The sequence below is a fragment of the Croceibacterium xixiisoli genome (genome assembly GCF_009827305.1).
Taxonomy (GTDB): Bacteria; Pseudomonadota; Alphaproteobacteria; order Sphingomonadales; family Sphingomonadaceae; genus Croceibacterium_C; species Croceibacterium_C xixiisoli.
The window spans coordinates 1,575,838-1,591,208 of record NZ_WTYJ01000001.1; the positions used below are offsets into that span (position 1 = coordinate 1,575,838).

Annotated in this window: 23 protein-coding genes; 22 read left to right on the plus strand and 1 reads right to left on the minus strand. The window is 61.0% G+C overall.

Going from position 1 to position 15,371, the window contains the following annotated elements; translation table 11 throughout:
- Positions 1–11 precede the first annotated feature (11 nt).
- From rplP to GRI97_RS07655, 22 genes are all read left to right on the plus strand, one after another.
- Positions 12–446: a 50S ribosomal protein L16 gene (gene rplP, locus GRI97_RS07550; protein WP_161390433.1), complete on the plus strand. Its 435-nt coding sequence runs from the start codon at positions 12–14 to the stop codon at positions 444–446.
- Positions 446–652: a 50S ribosomal protein L29 gene (gene rpmC, locus GRI97_RS07555; protein WP_161390434.1), complete on the plus strand. Its 207-nt coding sequence runs from the start codon at positions 446–448 to the stop codon at positions 650–652. The genes rplP and rpmC overlap by 1 nt, the downstream gene beginning before the upstream one ends.
- A 10-nt stretch (positions 653–662) precedes the next feature.
- Positions 663–953, plus strand: coding sequence for a 30S ribosomal protein S17 (gene rpsQ / locus GRI97_RS07560; protein ID WP_161390435.1), 291 nt, complete (start codon positions 663–665; stop codon positions 951–953).
- Between the two features lie 78 nt (positions 954–1,031).
- A complete protein-coding gene (gene rplN, locus GRI97_RS07565) occupies positions 1,032–1,400 on the plus strand; it encodes a 50S ribosomal protein L14 (protein ID WP_161390436.1) in 369 nt (122 codons plus the stop codon).
- Positions 1,400–1,720: a 50S ribosomal protein L24 gene (gene rplX / locus GRI97_RS07570; protein WP_161390437.1), complete on the plus strand. Its 321-nt coding sequence runs from the start codon at positions 1,400–1,402 to the stop codon at positions 1,718–1,720. The genes rplN and rplX overlap by 1 nt, the downstream gene beginning before the upstream one ends.
- Positions 1,713–2,291, plus strand: coding sequence for a 50S ribosomal protein L5 (rplE, locus tag GRI97_RS07575; protein WP_161390438.1), 579 nt, complete (start codon positions 1,713–1,715; stop codon positions 2,289–2,291). Before rplX ends, rplE begins: the two co-directional genes overlap by 8 nt.
- A 39-nt stretch (positions 2,292–2,330) precedes the next feature.
- Positions 2,331–2,636: a 30S ribosomal protein S14 gene (gene rpsN / locus GRI97_RS07580; RefSeq protein ID WP_161390439.1), complete on the plus strand. Its 306-nt coding sequence runs from the start codon at positions 2,331–2,333 to the stop codon at positions 2,634–2,636.
- A gap of 11 nt (positions 2,637–2,647) precedes the next feature.
- Complete coding sequence (rpsH, locus tag GRI97_RS07585; RefSeq protein ID WP_161390440.1) at positions 2,648–3,043, plus strand: 30S ribosomal protein S8; 396 nt, start codon at positions 2,648–2,650, stop codon at positions 3,041–3,043.
- Positions 3,043–3,576: a 50S ribosomal protein L6 gene (gene rplF / locus GRI97_RS07590; protein WP_161390441.1), complete on the plus strand. Its 534-nt coding sequence runs from the start codon at positions 3,043–3,045 to the stop codon at positions 3,574–3,576. Before rpsH ends, rplF begins: the two co-directional genes overlap by 1 nt.
- A gap of 1 nt (position 3,577) precedes the next feature.
- On the plus strand, positions 3,578–3,922 hold the full coding sequence (gene rplR, locus GRI97_RS07595; RefSeq protein ID WP_161390442.1) for a 50S ribosomal protein L18: 345 nt from the start codon (positions 3,578–3,580) through the stop codon (positions 3,920–3,922).
- Positions 3,923–3,924: 2 nt separating this feature from the next.
- Positions 3,925–4,659: a 30S ribosomal protein S5 gene (gene rpsE, locus GRI97_RS07600; RefSeq protein ID WP_161390443.1), complete on the plus strand. Its 735-nt coding sequence runs from the start codon at positions 3,925–3,927 to the stop codon at positions 4,657–4,659.
- A 6-nt stretch (positions 4,660–4,665) separates the two neighbouring features.
- Positions 4,666–4,842, plus strand: coding sequence for a 50S ribosomal protein L30 (gene rpmD, locus GRI97_RS07605; protein WP_161390444.1), 177 nt, complete (start codon positions 4,666–4,668; stop codon positions 4,840–4,842).
- Between the two features lie 229 nt (positions 4,843–5,071).
- Positions 5,072–5,563 carry a 50S ribosomal protein L15 gene (gene rplO, locus GRI97_RS07610; RefSeq protein WP_161390445.1) on the plus strand — a complete coding sequence of 164 codons (492 nt, stop codon included), beginning with the start codon at positions 5,072–5,074 and terminating at the stop codon, positions 5,561–5,563.
- 109 nt (positions 5,564–5,672) lie between these two features.
- Positions 5,673–7,037, plus strand: coding sequence for a preprotein translocase subunit SecY (gene secY, locus GRI97_RS07615; RefSeq protein ID WP_161390446.1), 1,365 nt, complete (start codon positions 5,673–5,675; stop codon positions 7,035–7,037).
- Between the two features lie 81 nt (positions 7,038–7,118).
- Positions 7,119–7,769, plus strand: coding sequence for an adenylate kinase (locus tag GRI97_RS07620; RefSeq protein ID WP_161390447.1), 651 nt, complete (start codon positions 7,119–7,121; stop codon positions 7,767–7,769).
- Between the two features lie 480 nt (positions 7,770–8,249).
- Positions 8,250–8,618 (plus strand): 30S ribosomal protein S13, encoded by a 369-nt coding sequence (rpsM, locus tag GRI97_RS07625; protein WP_161390448.1) that lies wholly within the window; start codon positions 8,250–8,252, stop codon positions 8,616–8,618.
- A gap of 52 nt (positions 8,619–8,670) precedes the next feature.
- Entirely contained in the window at positions 8,671–9,060 is a 390-nt protein-coding gene (gene rpsK, locus GRI97_RS07630; RefSeq protein ID WP_161390449.1) for a 30S ribosomal protein S11, read from the plus strand.
- A gap of 108 nt (positions 9,061–9,168) precedes the next feature.
- Complete coding sequence (locus tag GRI97_RS07635) at positions 9,169–10,224, plus strand: DNA-directed RNA polymerase subunit alpha (protein ID WP_161390450.1); 1,056 nt, start codon at positions 9,169–9,171, stop codon at positions 10,222–10,224.
- 145 nt (positions 10,225–10,369) lie between these two features.
- Positions 10,370–10,786 (plus strand): 50S ribosomal protein L17, encoded by a 417-nt coding sequence (rplQ, locus tag GRI97_RS07640; RefSeq protein ID WP_161390451.1) that lies wholly within the window; start codon positions 10,370–10,372, stop codon positions 10,784–10,786.
- Positions 10,787–11,011: 225 nt separating this feature from the next.
- On the plus strand, positions 11,012–13,153 hold the full coding sequence (locus GRI97_RS07645) for a prolyl oligopeptidase family serine peptidase (protein ID WP_161390452.1): 2,142 nt from the start codon (positions 11,012–11,014) through the stop codon (positions 13,151–13,153).
- Between the two features lie 125 nt (positions 13,154–13,278).
- Positions 13,279–13,851: a hypothetical protein gene (locus GRI97_RS07650; RefSeq protein WP_161390453.1), complete on the plus strand. Its 573-nt coding sequence runs from the start codon at positions 13,279–13,281 to the stop codon at positions 13,849–13,851.
- Positions 13,852–13,987: 136 nt separating this feature from the next.
- Entirely contained in the window at positions 13,988–14,566 is a 579-nt protein-coding gene (locus tag GRI97_RS07655) for a hypothetical protein (protein ID WP_161390454.1), read from the plus strand.
- A gap of 152 nt (positions 14,567–14,718) precedes the next feature.
- On the opposite strand, the gene GRI97_RS07660 is transcribed toward GRI97_RS07655, so the two are convergent.
- Positions 14,719–15,366, minus strand: a complete 648-nt coding sequence (locus GRI97_RS07660; RefSeq protein ID WP_161390455.1) for a trimeric intracellular cation channel family protein — start codon at positions 15,364–15,366, stop codon at positions 14,719–14,721.
- Between the last annotated feature and the right edge of the window lie 5 nt (positions 15,367–15,371).

Genomic DNA, 15,371 nt, shown 5'->3' on the forward strand with positions numbered 1-15,371 from the left:
GAGTAGAGACAATGCTGCAACCGAAAAAAATGAAGTTCCGCAAGGCCTTCAAGGGCCGGATCAAGGGTGATGCCAAGGGCGGTACCGCTCTGAACTTCGGTTCTTATGGTCTGAAGGCCATGGAACCGGAACGGGTTACCGCCCGCCAGATCGAAGCGGCCCGTCGTGCGATCACGCGCCACATCAAGCGTCAGGGACGCCTGTGGATCCGCGTGTTCCCGGATGTGCCCGTGTCCAAGAAGCCTGCCGAAGTTCGTCAGGGTAAGGGCAAGGGTGCGGTCGAATATTGGGCAGCTCGCGTGAAGCCGGGCCGCATCCTGTTCGAACTGGACGGCGTTCCGGGCCCGCTGGCTGCTGAAGCGTTCAGCCGCGCTGCGATGAAGCTGCCGATCAAGACCAAGGTCGTTGCCCGTCTCGGCGACACCTCGCACCTGGGAGGCGAATGATGGCTAAAGTTGAAGATCTTCGCGCGAAGACCGATGATCAGCTGGGTGACCAGCTCGTCGAACTCAAGCGTGAGCAGTTCAACCTGCGTTTTCAGGCTGCCACCAACCAGCTCGAGCGTCCCGCACGGATCAAGGAAGTCCGCCGCGAGATCGCCCAGATCAAAACCCTGCAGTCCGAGCGCACCCGCGCGGCTGCGCAGGCTTAAGGAGGACACGATGCCGAAGCGTATTCTCATCGGGACCGTTGTCTCCGACAAGACTGACAAGACGGTCACCGTGAAGGTCGAACGCAAGGTGAAGCACCCGCTCTACGGGAAGATCATCCGCCGTTCGAAGAAGTATCACGCGCACGACGAAACCAACGAGTTCAAGGCCGGCGATACGGTCCGCATCGAAGAGACGCGGCCGATTTCGAAGACCAAGACCTGGAAGGTTCTGGACCGCGTGCTGGCCGGCAAGGGCGTTGCTCTTGAAGCCGACATCGAAGTCGGTGCCGCGAGCAATTGAGCCTTCGCCCTCGGGCGTTTGACGATTTTTGGAACTGCCGGACTTGTTCCGGCAAGCCAGTGAGAAGGAACCGGATCTATGATCCAGATGCAATCCAATCTTGACGTCGCAGACAACAGCGGCGCCAAGCGCGTTCAGTGCATCAAGGTGCTGGGCGGCTCTAAGCGTCGCACCGCATCTGTCGGTGACGTGATTGTGGTTTCCGTTAAGGAAGCCCAGCCGCGCGCACGCGTTAAGAAGGGCGACGTTCACCGTGCGGTGATCGTTCGCACGAAGAAGGATGTCCGCCGTGCAGACGGCAGCGTCATCCGCTTCGATTCCAACGCTGCGGTGCTCGTTAACAAGAGCGAAGAGCCGATCGGCACTCGTATCTTTGGCCCGGTGGTGCGCGAACTGCGCTCGCGCGGGTTCATGAAGATCATTTCGCTTGCTCCGGAGGTGCTGTGATGGCTGCCGCAAAGATCAAGAAGGGTGACAGCGTTGTGGTTCTGTCCGGCAAGGACAAGGGCCGCACCGGCACTGTAACCAAGGTTCTGCCGGCAGAAGGCAAGGTTGTGGTCGACGGCGTCAATGTCGCTGCCCGCCACCGCAAGCCGACCCAGGCAAACCCGCAGGGCGGCATCGACCGTGCACCTGCTCCGATGGCGATCAGCAAGGTTGCTGTCGCTGATCCGAAGGACGGCAAGCCGACCCGCGTGCGTTTCGAAGAGCACGACGGGAAGAAGGTTCGCGTTGCCGTCAAGTCCGGAGAGAAGATCGATGGCTGATTACAAACCCCGTCAGAAGATCGCTTATGACGAGCAGATCGCCAAGGCGATGACCGAAAAGTTCGGCTACAAGAACGCTCTTGAAGTGCCGAAGCTTGAAAAGATCACGCTCAACATGGGTGTTGGCGAAGCCAGCCAGGACAAGAAAAAGGTCCAGACGGCGGCTGAAGAAATGGAACTGATCGCAGGCCAGAAGCCCGTGATCACCAAGGCCAAGAAGTCCATTGCGCAGTTCAAGCTGCGTGAAGGCATGCCGATCGGTTGCAAGGTGACCCTGCGCCGTGATCGCATGTATGAATTTCTTGATCGTCTCGTCACGATCGCTATGCCGCGCATTCGTGACTTTCGTGGTCTGAACCCGAAGAGCTTCGACGGCAATGGCAACTATGCCATGGGCCTGAAGGAGCAGATCATCTTCCCGGAAATCAGCTACGACAAGATCGAGAAGGTGCGGGGGATGGACATCATCGTGACCACCACCGCCAAGACCGACGAAGAAGCGCGCGAACTGCTGCGTCTGTTCGGTTTCCCGTTCCCGGCTCCCGAAGCCGAAGAAAAGCAGGCTGCATAAGCCTTGCGTGACTGTTTGTAAGGAAGTGAGCTTAAGTCCATGGCGAAACTGAGTTCCATCAATAAGAACGAGCGTCGCAAGAAGCTCGTCAAGCAATATGCCGCTAAGTACGAGCGACTGAAGGCTATTGCTGATGACGAATCGCTCGATGAATCTGAGCGTCTGATCGCGCGTCTGAAGCTGGCGGAAATTCCGCGTAATGCCAATCCGACCCGTGTTCGTAACCGCTGCAACACCACCGGCCGTCCGCGCGGCTATTATCGCAAGTTCGGGCTTTGCCGCATCGAACTGCGGGACCTGGCCAACAAGGGCCTGATCCCGGGCGTGACCAAGTCGAGCTGGTGAGGATCTAAAACATGGCATTGACTGATCCCCTGGGTGATATGCTCACCCGTATCCGTAACGGCCAGCGGGCGAAGAAGGATTCCGTCCTCTCGCCAGCGTCGAAGCTGCGCGCCAATGTGCTCGAAGTGCTTCAGCGCGAAGGCTATATTCGCGGATACAGCGAAGATCTGACCGGCGCCCACAAGGCCCTGCGGATCGAGCTGAAGTATTTCGAAGGCGAGCCGGCTATCAAGCATGTCGCTCGTGTCTCCAAGCCGGGCCGCCGCGTCTATTCGGGCAGCAAGGAACTGCCGATCATTCGCAACGGCCTCGGCATCACCATCGTCTCGACCCCGCGCGGCGTGCTTTCGGACAACGAAGCTCGCAGCCAGAACGTCGGTGGCGAAGTGCTGGCGGAGGTGTTCTGATGAGCCGCATCGGCAAACGTCCGGTGGCAATCCCCAACGGGGTTACTGCCAATATCGACAACGGCACACTGACCGTGAAGGGCCCGAAGGGCACCCTGACGCTCGGCCTGGCTGATGAAGTCGATTACACCCTGGAAGACGGCTCCATTTCGGTGAAGCCCGCCAATGATTCCCGCCGCGCCCGCGCCTTCTGGGGCATGCAGCGCACGCTGGTTTCCAACCTGGTCGAAGGTGTGACGGAAGGGTTCTCCAAGACCCTGCAGATCACCGGTGTGGGTTACCGCGCCAACGCACAGGGCAAGGTGCTCAAGCTGCAGCTGGGCTACAGCCACGATGTCGATCTCGACGTTCCGGCCGGTCTCGAAGTGAAGACCCCGGACCAGACGACGGTCGAAATCAGCGGGATCGACAAGCAGGCCGTTGGCCAGTTTGCCGCAGAAATCCGCAGCTGGCGCAAGCCCGAGCCGTACAAGGGCAAGGGTATCAAGTATCGCGGCGAGTTTATCTTCCGCAAGGAAGGGAAGAAGAAGTAAGATGGCCAAGCTTTCTCTTTTCGAACGCCGCCGTCGCCGGGTCCGTACCGCGCTGCGCAAGCGCGCTGGTGACCGCGCCCGGTTGTCCGTGCATCGCACGGGCCGGCACATCTACGCCCAGATCATCGATGATGTTGCGGGCCGCACGCTCGCTGCAGCGTCGACCCTGGGAGTCAAGGAATCCGGCGCGAATGTCGATGCCGCAGTCAAGGTGGGCAAGGAAATCGCCGAAGCCGCCAAGAAGGCTGGCGTGACCACCGTCGTGTTCGATCGCGGCGGCTACCTGTTCCATGGCCGCGTCAAGGCGTTGGCTGATGCCGCGCGTGAAGGCGGGCTGGAGTTCTGATTATGGCAGACGAAAACAACAACCAGGAAGCCGCAGTGGAAACCACTGCCGCAGCCGACAACGCCGGCAATGATGCTGGCCAGGCCCGCGAAGGCCGTGGCAACCGTGGCCGTGGCCGCGGTGGCAACGACCGTGGTGGCGATCGTGATGGACGCGGTCGCGGCCGTGGCCGTCGTGACGACCGTCGCGAAGAAGAAGCCGGTGAAGAGCTGATCGAAAAGCTGGTTCACATCAACCGCGTGTCCAAGACGGTGAAGGGCGGCAAGCGCTTCGGTTTCGCCGCTCTGGTCGTGGTCGGTGACGGCAAGGGTCGGGTTGGCTTCGGTCATGGCAAGGCGCGTGAAGTGCCGGAAGCCATCACCAAGGCGACTGCTTCTGCAAAGAAGAAGATGATCCGCGTTCCGCTGAAGGAAGGCCGCACGCTGCATCATGATGGCAAGGGCCATTTCGGTGCCGGCAAGGTGAATGTCCGTTCGGCTCCGGCCGGGACCGGCATCATCGCAGGTGGTCCGATGCGCGCCGTGTTCGAAAGCCTTGGTGTGGCAGACGTTGTCACCAAGTCGATCGGTACCTCGAACCCGTACAACATGATCCGCGCCACGTTCGACGCGCTGGTCACCCAGACTTCTCCGAAGTCGGTGGCACAGCGTCGCGGCAAGAAGGTTGCTGATCTGCTGGGTCGCGGTGGCGCGAGCGAAGTGGAAGCTGAAGCTGCCGCTGAAGCGATCGTGGAGTAATTCGACATGGCTACAATCAAGCTGAAGCAGATCGGCTCGCCGATCCGTCGCCCGGAAAAGCAGCGCCAGATCCTGACCGGCCTCGGCCTGGGCAAGATGCACCGCGTTGTCGAACTGGAAGATACCCCCGAAGTTCGGGGCGCAGTCGCCAAGCTTCCGCATCTGGTGGCCGTGGTCGACTGACCCGGCGTGTTGCGGATATCGCGACACAGCAGATGAGGTAAATGGCATGCCGGCGATGGTAACATCGCCGGCATTGTCATATCCGGGCCGGTGAACGCAGCCCGCATGTCGGGTGGGCAGCGCGTATCCTGGCCGGTTTTTGCCCGAAAGAACGTGACTCAAGGGCCGGCTTCGCCTATGGGGCCGGCTTCCCAACAAGCGCGAACATAGCGAAAGCGAGTGCAAGACTATGAAACTTAATGAAATTCGTGACAACGCAGGTGCCCGCCATCGGCGTATGCGTATTGGCCGCGGCATTGGCTCGGGCAAGGGCAAGACCGGCGGTCGTGGCCAGAAGGGCCAGAAGAGCCGTTCGGGTGTTGCCATCAAGGGTTTCGAAGGCGGTCAGATGCCGCTTCACATGCGTCTGCCGAAGCGCGGGTTCAACAACCCGTTCGGCAAGGACTACGCAGAAGTGAACATCGGCATGATCCAGAAGCTGGTCGATGCTGGCAAGCTGGAAACCTCCGCTGTGATCGATCACGAAGTGCTCAAGGCTGCAGGCCTGGCCCGTGGCGGCAAGAACGGCGTGCGTCTGCTCGGCAAGGGTGAACTCACCGCTGCGCTGACCTTCAAGGTTGCCGGTGCCTCCAAGGGCGCCATTGCAGCTGTTGAAAAGGCTGGTGGCAAGGTCGAAGTGACCGTTCCGGCCAAGGCCGACAAGGCTGCTGACGCCGAATAATCGGTTGGAATGCGGGGCAGGGGTTATTGCATCCCTGCCCCGCACCTATATGGCACCCGCAAAGGGGGCAGGGTCCGTCCGCCCGGCCAGATAAGGCATTGAACGACCAATGGCATCACGCGCCGACAATATCGCGAGCAATCTGAGCCTCGCCAACTTCTCCAAGGCAACCGAACTGAAGAACCGCATCTGGTTCACCATCGGTGCCCTGATCGTGTTCCGTTTCCTCAGCTTCGTGCCGCTTCCCGGCGTGAATCCGGAAATCCTCGGAACGCTCTACGATCAGACGCGGGGCGGAATCCTTGATCTCTTCAACACTTTCTCGGGCGGCAGCCTTGAGCGGATGAGCCTCATCGCGCTCGGCGTCATGCCCTACATCACCGCTTCCATCGTCATTCAGCTGGCGGCTGCTCTTCATCCGGCGCTGATCGCGCTGAAGAAGGAAGGCGAGGCCGGTCGCAAGAAACTGAACCAGTACACTCGTTATGGCGCCGTGTTCCTCTGCGCCATTCAGGGCTGGTTCCTGGCGACGGGTCTGGAATCCTATGGTGCGCAGAGCGGGCTTCAGGCCGTGGTCGATCCGGGCATCATGTTCCGCGTCGTGGCGGTCATCAACCTGATCGGCGGCACCATGTTCCTGCTGTGGCTGGGTGAGCAGATCACGAGCCGCGGGATCGGCAATGGCGTTTCGCTGATCATTATGGCGGGTATTGTCGCGCAGTTCCCGACCTTCATCACCAATCTGTTCGAAGGCGGTCGCAGCGGTTCGATCAGCCCGATCGTGATCATCGGTTTCATCATCATGATCGTGGGTCTGGTGCTGACGATCTGCTTCGTTGAACGTGCGCAGCGACGTTTGCTGATCCAGTATCCGAAGCGCGCGAGCCAGAACGGCATGATGCAGGCGGATCGCAGCCATCTGCCGCTCAAGCTGAACACCGCGGGGGTTATCCCGCCGATCTTCGCCAGTTCGCTGCTGCTGCTGCCGCTGACGATCAGCCAGTTTGCCGGCAGCTCTGTCGCGACCGACAGCACTTTCTATGGCGTGATCCAGGGGATGAATCAGTATCTGCAGCACGGGGCGCCGCTCTACATGCTGCTCTACGCAGCGGGCATCATCTTCTTCTGCTTCTTCTACACGGCCGTGGTGTTCAACCCGGAAGAAACGTCGGAGAATCTGAAGAAGAACGGCGGCTTTATTCCGGGCATCCGTCCGGGCAAGCGTACCGCAGATTATCTCGATTATGTGCTGACGCGTATCACCGTGATTGGTGCGATCTATCTGACGGTGGTTTGCGTATTGCCGGAATACATGATCGCGCAGACGGGCATTCCGCTGTTCCTAGGCGGTACCAGCCTGTTGATCGTGGTGAACGTGACTGTGGATACCATCAGCCAGATCCAATCACATTTGCTGGCGCATCAGTATGGTGACCTGATCAAAAAGGCCAAGTTGAAGGGCCGGCTGCGCTGAGGCAGCGCGCCCATCAGGTTGAGTAGATAGCCAGGGGTGGCGGCTGTTGCCGTCACCCGGGTTTTTTTGGGGGAGCGGACAATGAACATTATTCTGCTGGGCCCTCCGGGCGCAGGCAAGGGCACGCAGGCCGCGCGTCTGGTTGAGCATCACGGCATGGTGCAGCTGTCGACGGGCGACATGTTGCGCGCTGCGGTCAAGGCACAGACGCCGGTCGGGCTGCAGGCGCAAGCTGTTATGCAGCGCGGAGAGCTGGTTTCCGACGAGATCGTTAGCGCGCTGATCGACGCGGAACTGACCGCGATGGGTCCGGATACCGGCGCGATCTTCGATGGCTATCCGCGGACGGCGGCACAGGCTGAATCGCTTGATGCGCTGCTGGCCCAGCACGGGCGGCAACTGGATCATGTGATCGAGCTGGATGTGAACGAGGATGCCCTGGTTGAGCGGATCGTCGGGCGGTTTTCCTGCGCCACCTGTGGTGAAGGCTATCACGATCGGTTCAAGCAGCCGGCGAGCGAGAATGAATGCGACAAGTGCCATGGGCACGAATTCAAGCGCCGTCCGGACGACAATGAAGACACCGTGCGTACGCGCATGGCCGAATACCGCGCTAAAACGGCGCCGATCCTGCCGCTGTATGAATCGCGCGGTATCGTCAGCCGCATCGATGGCATGGCGCCGATGAATGACGTGTCGGTCGCGATCGAGGCTATTCTCGCCAGCGATTGATGTCGACCGGGCAGGGTGCTGTGCCCGGTCTGCAAGGGCCGGGAGGCCGCGCTACCGCCTCCCGGCTCCTGGCGCCGCAAGAAATGCGGCCATTGCGTCATGCGGGCCGATGGAGAGCCGCGGGTGCCCGATTGACAGTATCGGGATTGGGGCAAGATCGCGGGCGGTCGCCGTTTTTGACCTCGCCCGCGAAATCCGCTATTGCTCCAGACATGGCTTCTCGGTGCGGGCAGCGGAAAACCGCTTGCGCGCCTCATCTTGTTGATGGGCTGTTGACGGCGCCCGAGAATCGCCCTAAGCGCGCATTCCATTCGTCTATTCGAAGGTCCCTTCCAGGCAGCCCTCGTTTCCAAAGCGTGGTTGGCCGGATGGTTGCAGCGTTCCCGCTGTTTCTTTGAAGAATGGATGGATTTGACCGCTATGAGATAGGGCTTGATCTGCCGAAAATCGGATCGGGCGCTGTGGAGCATGGAGAATTAAGTGGCTCGTATTGCCGGGGTAAATATCCCCACCAACAAGCGCGTTATCATCGCGCTCACCTATATTCACGGAATCGGCCCTGCGACTGCCAAGGCAATCGCGGCCAAGCTGGGCATTGATGAAACCCGCCGCGTGCAGGATCTCAGCGACGCCGAAGTTCTGCAGATTCGTGAAGCTATCGACGCTGAATACACCGTCGAAGGTGACCTTCGTCGCGAAACTGCGATGAACATCAAGCGCCTGATGGATCTGGCCTGCTATCGCGGCCTGCGTCATCGTAAGGGTCTGCCGGTTCGTGGTCAGCGCACGCACACCAATGCGCGCACCCGCAAGGGCAAGGCCAAGCCGATCGCTGGCAAGAAGAAGTAAGCGCCTTTTCGGCAGCTGACTTCCCGGTAGAAATTAGGACAGGATATAAACCATGGCACGCGAACCCCAGCGCATTCGGAGGCGGGAGCGCAAGAATATCACCAGCGGTGTTGCTCACGTCAACGCCAGCTTCAACAACACCATGATCACCATCACCGACGCCCAGGGCAATGCTATCAGCTGGTCCAGCGCGGGGATGATGGGCTTCAAGGGCAGCCGTAAATCGACTCCCTATGCAGCACAGGTCGCGGCTGATGACGCGGGCAAGAAGGCCGCCGAACACGGCGTGCGTACGCTGGAAGTCGAAATCAAGGGCCCGGGTTCGGGCCGTGAAAGCGCGCTGCGGGCGCTGCAGGCGGTGGGCTTCACCATCACCTCGATCCGCGACGTGACCCCGATCCCGCACAATGGCGTGAGGCCGTCCAAGCGCCGTCGCGTCTGATCGATCCTGCTGCGCGGCATTCGGTCGCACTGGCAAATTCGCATCGGCCGCGGCGTGTTTAACGCTCCGCGGCCTTTGTCGACATTAGAATACCTTTAGGGGAAGTCCATGTCCGTCAATATGAAGAACTGGCAGGAACTGAAGAAGCCCAACAGCCTGGAAATCAAGGAAGGCAGCGACCGCAAGCGCAAGGCAACCTTCGTTGCTGAACCGCTGGAGCGGGGCTATGGCCTGACGCTGGGCAACGCACTGCGGCGCGTGCTGCTGTCGTCGCTGCAGGGCGCGGCAATTACCTCGATCAAGATCGAAAACGTGCTGCATGAATTCTCGTCGCTCGCTGGCGTTCGCGAAGACGTGACGGACATCGTTCTGAACGTGAAGCAGATCGCACTGCGGATGGAAGGCGAAGGCCCCAAGCGTCTGCAGCTGTCCGTGACCGGCCCGGCGGAAGTGACCGCCGGCAATATTGCCGTGACCGGTGATATTGAAGTGCTGAACAAGGATCTGGTGATCTGCCACCTCGACGAAGGTGCGACGCTGAACATGGAACTGACAGCTGATACCGGCAAGGGCTATGTCCCGGCCGTTGCCAACCGTCCGATTGATGCGCCGATCGGCCTGATCCCGGTGGATTCGCTGTATTCGCCGATCAAGCAGGTCAGCTACAAGGTCGACAATGCCCGCGTCGGGCAGGAACTTGACTATGACAAGCTGAGCCTGAATGTCGAAACCGACGGCACGGTCACCCCGGAAGATGCCGTGGCTTATGCTGCGCGTATCCTGCAGGATCAGTTGACCCTGTTCGTTCACTTCGATGAAGGCATTCCGCAGCCAGCATCGCCGATGATCGGCGTTGCCGTGCCGCCGGAAGAAAGCGACGCCAATCAGCTCAACCGCTACCTCCTCAAGAAGGTGGACGAGCTGGAACTGTCGGTGCGTTCGGCCAACTGCCTCAAGAACGACAACATCATCTACATTGGCGATCTGGTTCAGAAGACCGAAGCGGAGATGCTGCGTACGCCGAATTTTGGCCGCAAGTCGCTCAACGAAATCAAGGAAGTCCTCTCCAGCATGGGGCTGCGCCTCGGCATGGATATCCCGGGCTGGCCGCCGGAAAACATCGAGGAAATGGCCAAGAAGCTCGAGCAGGAACTGCTCGGCTGATCGGGCGGCGCCGTTTCGATGGCGCCACCAGGGTTTTGCGGATCCCCGTTTCGGCGGGGATTCGTTTTTTGGGGAAGGCGGCGCCCAGAACAGCCACCAGGACCGGGCTACCTGATACGGGCCCCTTACGAACGGAGTAACGAATATGCGTCACGGTATTTCAGGTCGCAAGCTGCAGCGTAAATCCGGCCACCGCGCCGCCCTGCTGCGCAACATGGCTGCTGCGCTGATCAAGCACGAGCAGATCAAGACCACCACGCCGAAGGCCAAGGAACTTCGTCCTTACATCGAAAAGCTCATCACGCTGGCAAAGCGTGGCGGCCTGTCTAACCGCCGTCTGGCTCATGCCCGCCTTCTTGACGATGCGCAGGAACGCAAGCTGTTCGAAGTGCTGGCAGAGCGTTATGCCGGCCGTGAAGGCGGCTACACCCGCATCATCAAGGCCGGTATCCGTGCTTCGGACGCCGCGCCGATCGCCTATATCGAACTGGTTGATCGCGATGTGGATGCCAAGGGCCAGGACAGCGGGCCAGTTGTTTCCGAGGAACTGGAAGAGGCCTGAGCCCCTTTGCAGTCTGTCGGGCGGCCTCGCCGCCTGACATGCAGAACACGAGAAGGCTCCGCTGCGGCGGGGCCTTTTTCGTATCAGCCGGAAACAGGTTTGGGCCCGGTCCGGCAGGTTGATTGACCGGGCGGTGTGTCTGGTTGCATGGGCAGCATGAGGGGAGATTGCAAAGATGGGGCAGATCGTTACGGTCGAAACCGTCTTTTCTACACCGGAGTTAGCATGCGCCCCGTCATCCTTGCAGCGGCAATCGCTGCCATCGCCATTCAACCTGCGCAGGCCCAGACAATGACCGCCCCCGACTATCCCGAAACCCGCCGCGGCGATGTGGTGGAAACCCTGTTCGGCGAACAGATCGCCGATCCCTATCGCTGGCTGGAAGATGACGTTCGGAACAATCCGGAGGTTGCGGATTGGGTGAAGCGGCAGAATGCCGTGACGCAGAGCGTGCTGGACCAGTTGCCGCTGCGCGACCAACTGCGCGGGCGAATTGCCGAGCTTTATGATTACGAGCGTTTCTCCACTCCGGTGAAGCGGGGCGATCGTTATTTCTACATGCGCAACAGCGGGTTGCAAAATCAGAACCCGCTCTATGTGCGCGACAGCCTCACCGCTGAACCACGGCTGCTGATCGATCCCAACAACTGGGCTGCCGACGGTGCAACCGCCCTGTCCGACTGGGTGCCATCGCCCGATGGCAGCAAGCTGCTCTACAGCGTGCAGGATGGCGGCAGCGACTGGCGTATCCTGCATGTGCTGGATGTGACGACGGGCAAGCAGACATCGGAAGAAATCCGCTGGGCCAAGTTTACCGGTCTGGCTTGGGTCGGGGAAGAAGGCTTCCTCTATTCGCGTTTCCCGGAACCGGAAGCAGGGCAGGATTTCCAGGCGCTGAACTACAACCAGGCCGTGTATTTCCACCGCATCGGCACGCCGCAGAGCGAAGATCAGCTCGTCTTCGGTACCCCCGAGCACCGCGAATATATGCACAGCGCCGGCGTCACCAGCGATGGTCGCTGGGCAATCATCACCAGCTCGATCGGCACCGATGCCCGGTATGAAGTGCACGCGATCGATCTGGCCGCCCGCGCGGAGAAGGGCTGGGCCGCGCGCCCCGTCGTCAAGGGTTTCGAAAATGCCTGGAGCGTGATCGACGGCATTGGCGGGAAGCTGTGGTTCACCACCAATCAGGGCGCGCCGCGCTATCGCGTAACCACGATCGATCTGGATGCTGCTGCGCCGACGTGGACCGATATCGTGCCGGAAACCGAACAGCCGATCGATGGTTCGGCGATCATAGGGGAACGGCTGATTCTGTCCTATCTGCAGGATGCGAGCTCGGTGGCGCGCAGCTTCGATCTGGGCGGCAAGGCACTGGGCGAGATCGAACTGGGTGGCATCGGCAGTGTCGGTGGCTTCACGGGCAAGGCCGGCGATCCGGAAACCTTCTACAGCTTCAGCAGCTTCAATCGCCCGGCGACGATCTATCGCCTGAACGTGGCCACTGGCGAGCGCAGCGTCTTTGCCGAACCCAAGCTTGCCTTCGATCCTGACAGCATCAGTGTGGAGCAGCGTTTCTTCACCTCGAAGGACGGCACGCGGGTGCCGATGTTCATCGTCCGGCGCAAGGATATCGCCCAAGCCAACACCGCCGTGCCCACACTGCTTTATGGCTATGGTGGCTTCGATATTTCGTTGACCCCCAGTTTTGCGCCAAGCCGGCTTGCTTGGGTCGAGGCCGGCGGTGCCTATGTCGTCGCCAATATTCGCGGTGGCGGGGAATACGGCAAAGCCTGGCATGATGGTGGGCGGCTGAACAACAAGCAGAATGTATTCGACGATTTCATCGGTGCCGGTGAATTCCTGATCGCGGAAGGTATCACCCCCAAGGATGGCCTCGCGATCCAGGGTGGTTCCAATGGTGGCCTGCTGATTGGTGCAGTTGCCAATCAGCGCCCGGATCTGTTCGCGGCCGGCAATGCCCAGGTGGGCGTGATGGACATGCTGCGCTTCGATCGCTTCACAGCGGGCCGGTATTGGGTGGATGATTACGGCTACCCTGACCGCGAAGCCGATTTCCGCGTGCTGCGGGCCTATTCGCCCTATCACAACATCCATCCCGGCACGGCCTATCCGGCATTGCTGGTGACCACGGCGGATACCGATGATCGCGTGGTCCCCGGTCACAGCTTCAAATATGCCGCTGCGCTGCAGGCGGCGGGGCTGGGGCCCAGACCGCAGTTGATCCGGATCGAAACCCGCGCCGGCCATGGATCGGGCAAGCCGACGGACAAGGCGATCGAGGAAGCCGCCGATACGCTGGCCTTCCTCGGCTTTTGGACGGGGTTGCAGCCGCGTCCATAATATTCATCTGGGTGATAGGTTTTATGAACGGCGGCTTTCGAGCCAGTTCAGCCTCGCATCAAGACGAATCGACTACTCCTGCTTCTACGGCAGCAACAGTTGCCACAGAGGCAGGAGAGTTTTCGATGAGCACCATTTCCAAAGCCCTGGTCGGAACCGTCGCGGCAGGCGCGATGGCGATGGCTTCTTTCACTCCGGCCGCAGCGCAGTCGCGTGACCGCGACCGTGGCGGGATCGGCGCGGGCGAAATCATTGCCGGTGCGCTGATCATCGGCGGTATCGCAGCGATTGCGGCGACAGCCGGCAATGATCGCAACGATCGCCGCTACAATGATCGTCGCGGTCGTGGCTGGGATGATCGCCGTGGCTACAATCAGGATCCGCGTCGCGCCGTGGAACAATGCGTCCGCGCCGCCGAACGTGGGGCCAGCAGCCGCGCATGGCGCAATGGTGCCAAGGTCACCGATATTCGCGACATTCGCCAGCGTGACGGCGGCTATCGCATCACCGGCCGCATCGCGGTGAACCAGATGCAGCGCGACTGGCGCCGGGGCGACAACCGCTATGGCCGGGGCTGGGGTAATGACTATCGTGGCTGGAACGACCGCTATGCCGGTTGGGACAGTGGCCGCTTTACCTGCGACGTGCGCTACGATCAGATCACGCGGCTGAATTACAACGGCATTCGCGGTCTCTGATCACGTCTGCCAAGTGCGGATGAACCGGTTCCGTCAAGGGCATTCAGCCTGGTGCAAGCGGAACCGGTTCATTCTGCAGCAGTTCGATTGATGCGGTCCGACTCAGATCCGGCTGCTGAAGGCAAAGGTGGAAACCATGGTAAACAGGATTAATCGCTTCTCTATCGCCACCGCGATCGGCGCGGTGCTGCTGCCGCTGGCCACCCCCGCTACAGCAGCCAGCCTGCCGCGCCCAGCAGCGGCCACGTCTTTTGAAACCTATGATGCGCAGGCGGGCAATGTGGTGGAACAGCGCCGCAGCGACCGTCGCTGGGATCGTGATCGTCGCTGGGATCGTGACCGCGGATGGGGCCGTGATCGCTACCGCGACCGTGACCGGGGCATCGACGCCGGCACGGCAATCGCCGGTGTGCTGGTGCTGGGCAGCGTGGCTGCGATCCTGGCGGAGAGCGCCAACAAGCGCAATCGCCAGCAGCAGCAGCAGCAGGATTACGACCCGTATCCCTATCCTGAGGATGCCCGCTACAACGACGGTCGCAACTACGATTACGACAACAATTACGCGCAGGCACCGGCCTATCCCGGCGGTCCGGTGGCCGGCGATTACGGTTATGCCCCCAGCGATTACAACGCGCCGGTGGCTGACAACCAATATGATGAGGCAACTTACGCTCGTCTGCGGCAGCAGCAGAATGGCGGATACAACGGTTACTGATCGGTCCGCCATTTCTCTTTAATGCCACAAGGCCGCGTCGTGACCGCACGGCGCGGCCTTTTTATTGGCGATGCCGTAGCCTCATTTTCCTCGGCCAAGGAAGCGGCCAGGGCGGGGCCCGAGCAGCGCCGAACCGGACCTATAGGGTGATCCTATCGCTTTTCCCGGTGAGAATAGGCCGGCAGTTCGATATTCCACACCATCGCCGCCCCGCGCAGCGCGAAACCTGCCAGCGCAGCCAGCATGCCGGCAATCGCTTCATTTACGCCGATCACCAATAGAAGGGCGTATGACCCCGCAGCCAGCGCGGCGGCGGTGACGTAAAGCTCCGGCCGCATCAGGATCGACGGGATCCCGGCGATCACGTCGCGGATCATCCCGCCCACGCAGCCGGTCACAATGCCCAGGATCACCGCCGGCAGCGGCGCCACACCGAAGGTCAGCGCCTTGGCCGTGCCCAGCACGGCGAAGGCCGCCATACCGGCAGCGTCCGCCCATTCGAGCAGGCGCCCACCCCACCAGCGGTGCGGCGTGAACCAGGCGATGGCAGCGCTAGCCAGAATGACTGCCGCTGCCCACGGCTCCTTCAGCCAGAAGGCCTGCACCCCGATCAGCGCATCCCGCACCGATCCGCCGCCGACCCCGGTGACCAGAGCGAAGAAGCACATGGTCACGAAGGTCTGCTTCAGCCGCGCCGCCACCAGCGCGCCGCTCAGCGCGAACACCGCCATCCCGCCAAGATCCAGCAGGGGATGCAGGGCGGGGGCGGCGGTCAGCGGAAGAGCGGAAAGCGGCGTCATCGCAA

What these genes read in the sequence shown, in the direction of transcription:
- GRI97_RS07660 (WP_161390455.1), bottom strand. Translation starts at nt 15,366, where the DNA reads ATGACGCCGCTTTCCGCTCTTCCGCTGACCGCCGCCCCCGCCCTGCAT.
- GRI97_RS07655 (WP_161390454.1), top strand. Translation starts at nt 13,988, where the DNA reads ATGGTAAACAGGATTAATCGCTTCTCTATCGCCACCGCGATCGGCGCG.
- rpsQ (WP_161390435.1), top strand. Translation starts at nt 663, where the DNA reads ATGCCGAAGCGTATTCTCATCGGGACCGTTGTCTCCGACAAGACTGAC.
- rplX (WP_161390437.1), top strand. Translation starts at nt 1,400, where the DNA reads ATGGCTGCCGCAAAGATCAAGAAGGGTGACAGCGTTGTGGTTCTGTCC.
- rplR (WP_161390442.1), top strand. Translation starts at nt 3,578, where the DNA reads ATGGCCAAGCTTTCTCTTTTCGAACGCCGCCGTCGCCGGGTCCGTACC.
- rpsH (WP_161390440.1), top strand. Translation starts at nt 2,648, where the DNA reads ATGGCATTGACTGATCCCCTGGGTGATATGCTCACCCGTATCCGTAAC.
- rplE (WP_161390438.1), top strand. Translation starts at nt 1,713, where the DNA reads ATGGCTGATTACAAACCCCGTCAGAAGATCGCTTATGACGAGCAGATC.
- GRI97_RS07635 (WP_161390450.1), top strand. Translation starts at nt 9,169, where the DNA reads ATGTCCGTCAATATGAAGAACTGGCAGGAACTGAAGAAGCCCAACAGC.
- rpsK (WP_161390449.1), top strand. Translation starts at nt 8,671, where the DNA reads ATGGCACGCGAACCCCAGCGCATTCGGAGGCGGGAGCGCAAGAATATC.
- rpmC (WP_161390434.1), top strand. Translation starts at nt 446, where the DNA reads ATGGCTAAAGTTGAAGATCTTCGCGCGAAGACCGATGATCAGCTGGGT.
- GRI97_RS07645 (WP_161390452.1), top strand. Translation starts at nt 11,012, where the DNA reads ATGCGCCCCGTCATCCTTGCAGCGGCAATCGCTGCCATCGCCATTCAA.
- rplN (WP_161390436.1), top strand. Translation starts at nt 1,032, where the DNA reads ATGATCCAGATGCAATCCAATCTTGACGTCGCAGACAACAGCGGCGCC.
- rplP (WP_161390433.1), top strand. Translation starts at nt 12, where the DNA reads ATGCTGCAACCGAAAAAAATGAAGTTCCGCAAGGCCTTCAAGGGCCGG.
- rpsN (WP_161390439.1), top strand. Translation starts at nt 2,331, where the DNA reads ATGGCGAAACTGAGTTCCATCAATAAGAACGAGCGTCGCAAGAAGCTC.
- rpmD (WP_161390444.1), top strand. Translation starts at nt 4,666, where the DNA reads ATGGCTACAATCAAGCTGAAGCAGATCGGCTCGCCGATCCGTCGCCCG.
- rplF (WP_161390441.1), top strand. Translation starts at nt 3,043, where the DNA reads ATGAGCCGCATCGGCAAACGTCCGGTGGCAATCCCCAACGGGGTTACT.
- rplQ (WP_161390451.1), top strand. Translation starts at nt 10,370, where the DNA reads ATGCGTCACGGTATTTCAGGTCGCAAGCTGCAGCGTAAATCCGGCCAC.
- GRI97_RS07650 (WP_161390453.1), top strand. Translation starts at nt 13,279, where the DNA reads ATGAGCACCATTTCCAAAGCCCTGGTCGGAACCGTCGCGGCAGGCGCG.
- secY (WP_161390446.1), top strand. Translation starts at nt 5,673, where the DNA reads ATGGCATCACGCGCCGACAATATCGCGAGCAATCTGAGCCTCGCCAAC.
- GRI97_RS07620 (WP_161390447.1), top strand. Translation starts at nt 7,119, where the DNA reads ATGAACATTATTCTGCTGGGCCCTCCGGGCGCAGGCAAGGGCACGCAG.
- rpsE (WP_161390443.1), top strand. Translation starts at nt 3,925, where the DNA reads ATGGCAGACGAAAACAACAACCAGGAAGCCGCAGTGGAAACCACTGCC.
- rplO (WP_161390445.1), top strand. Translation starts at nt 5,072, where the DNA reads ATGAAACTTAATGAAATTCGTGACAACGCAGGTGCCCGCCATCGGCGT.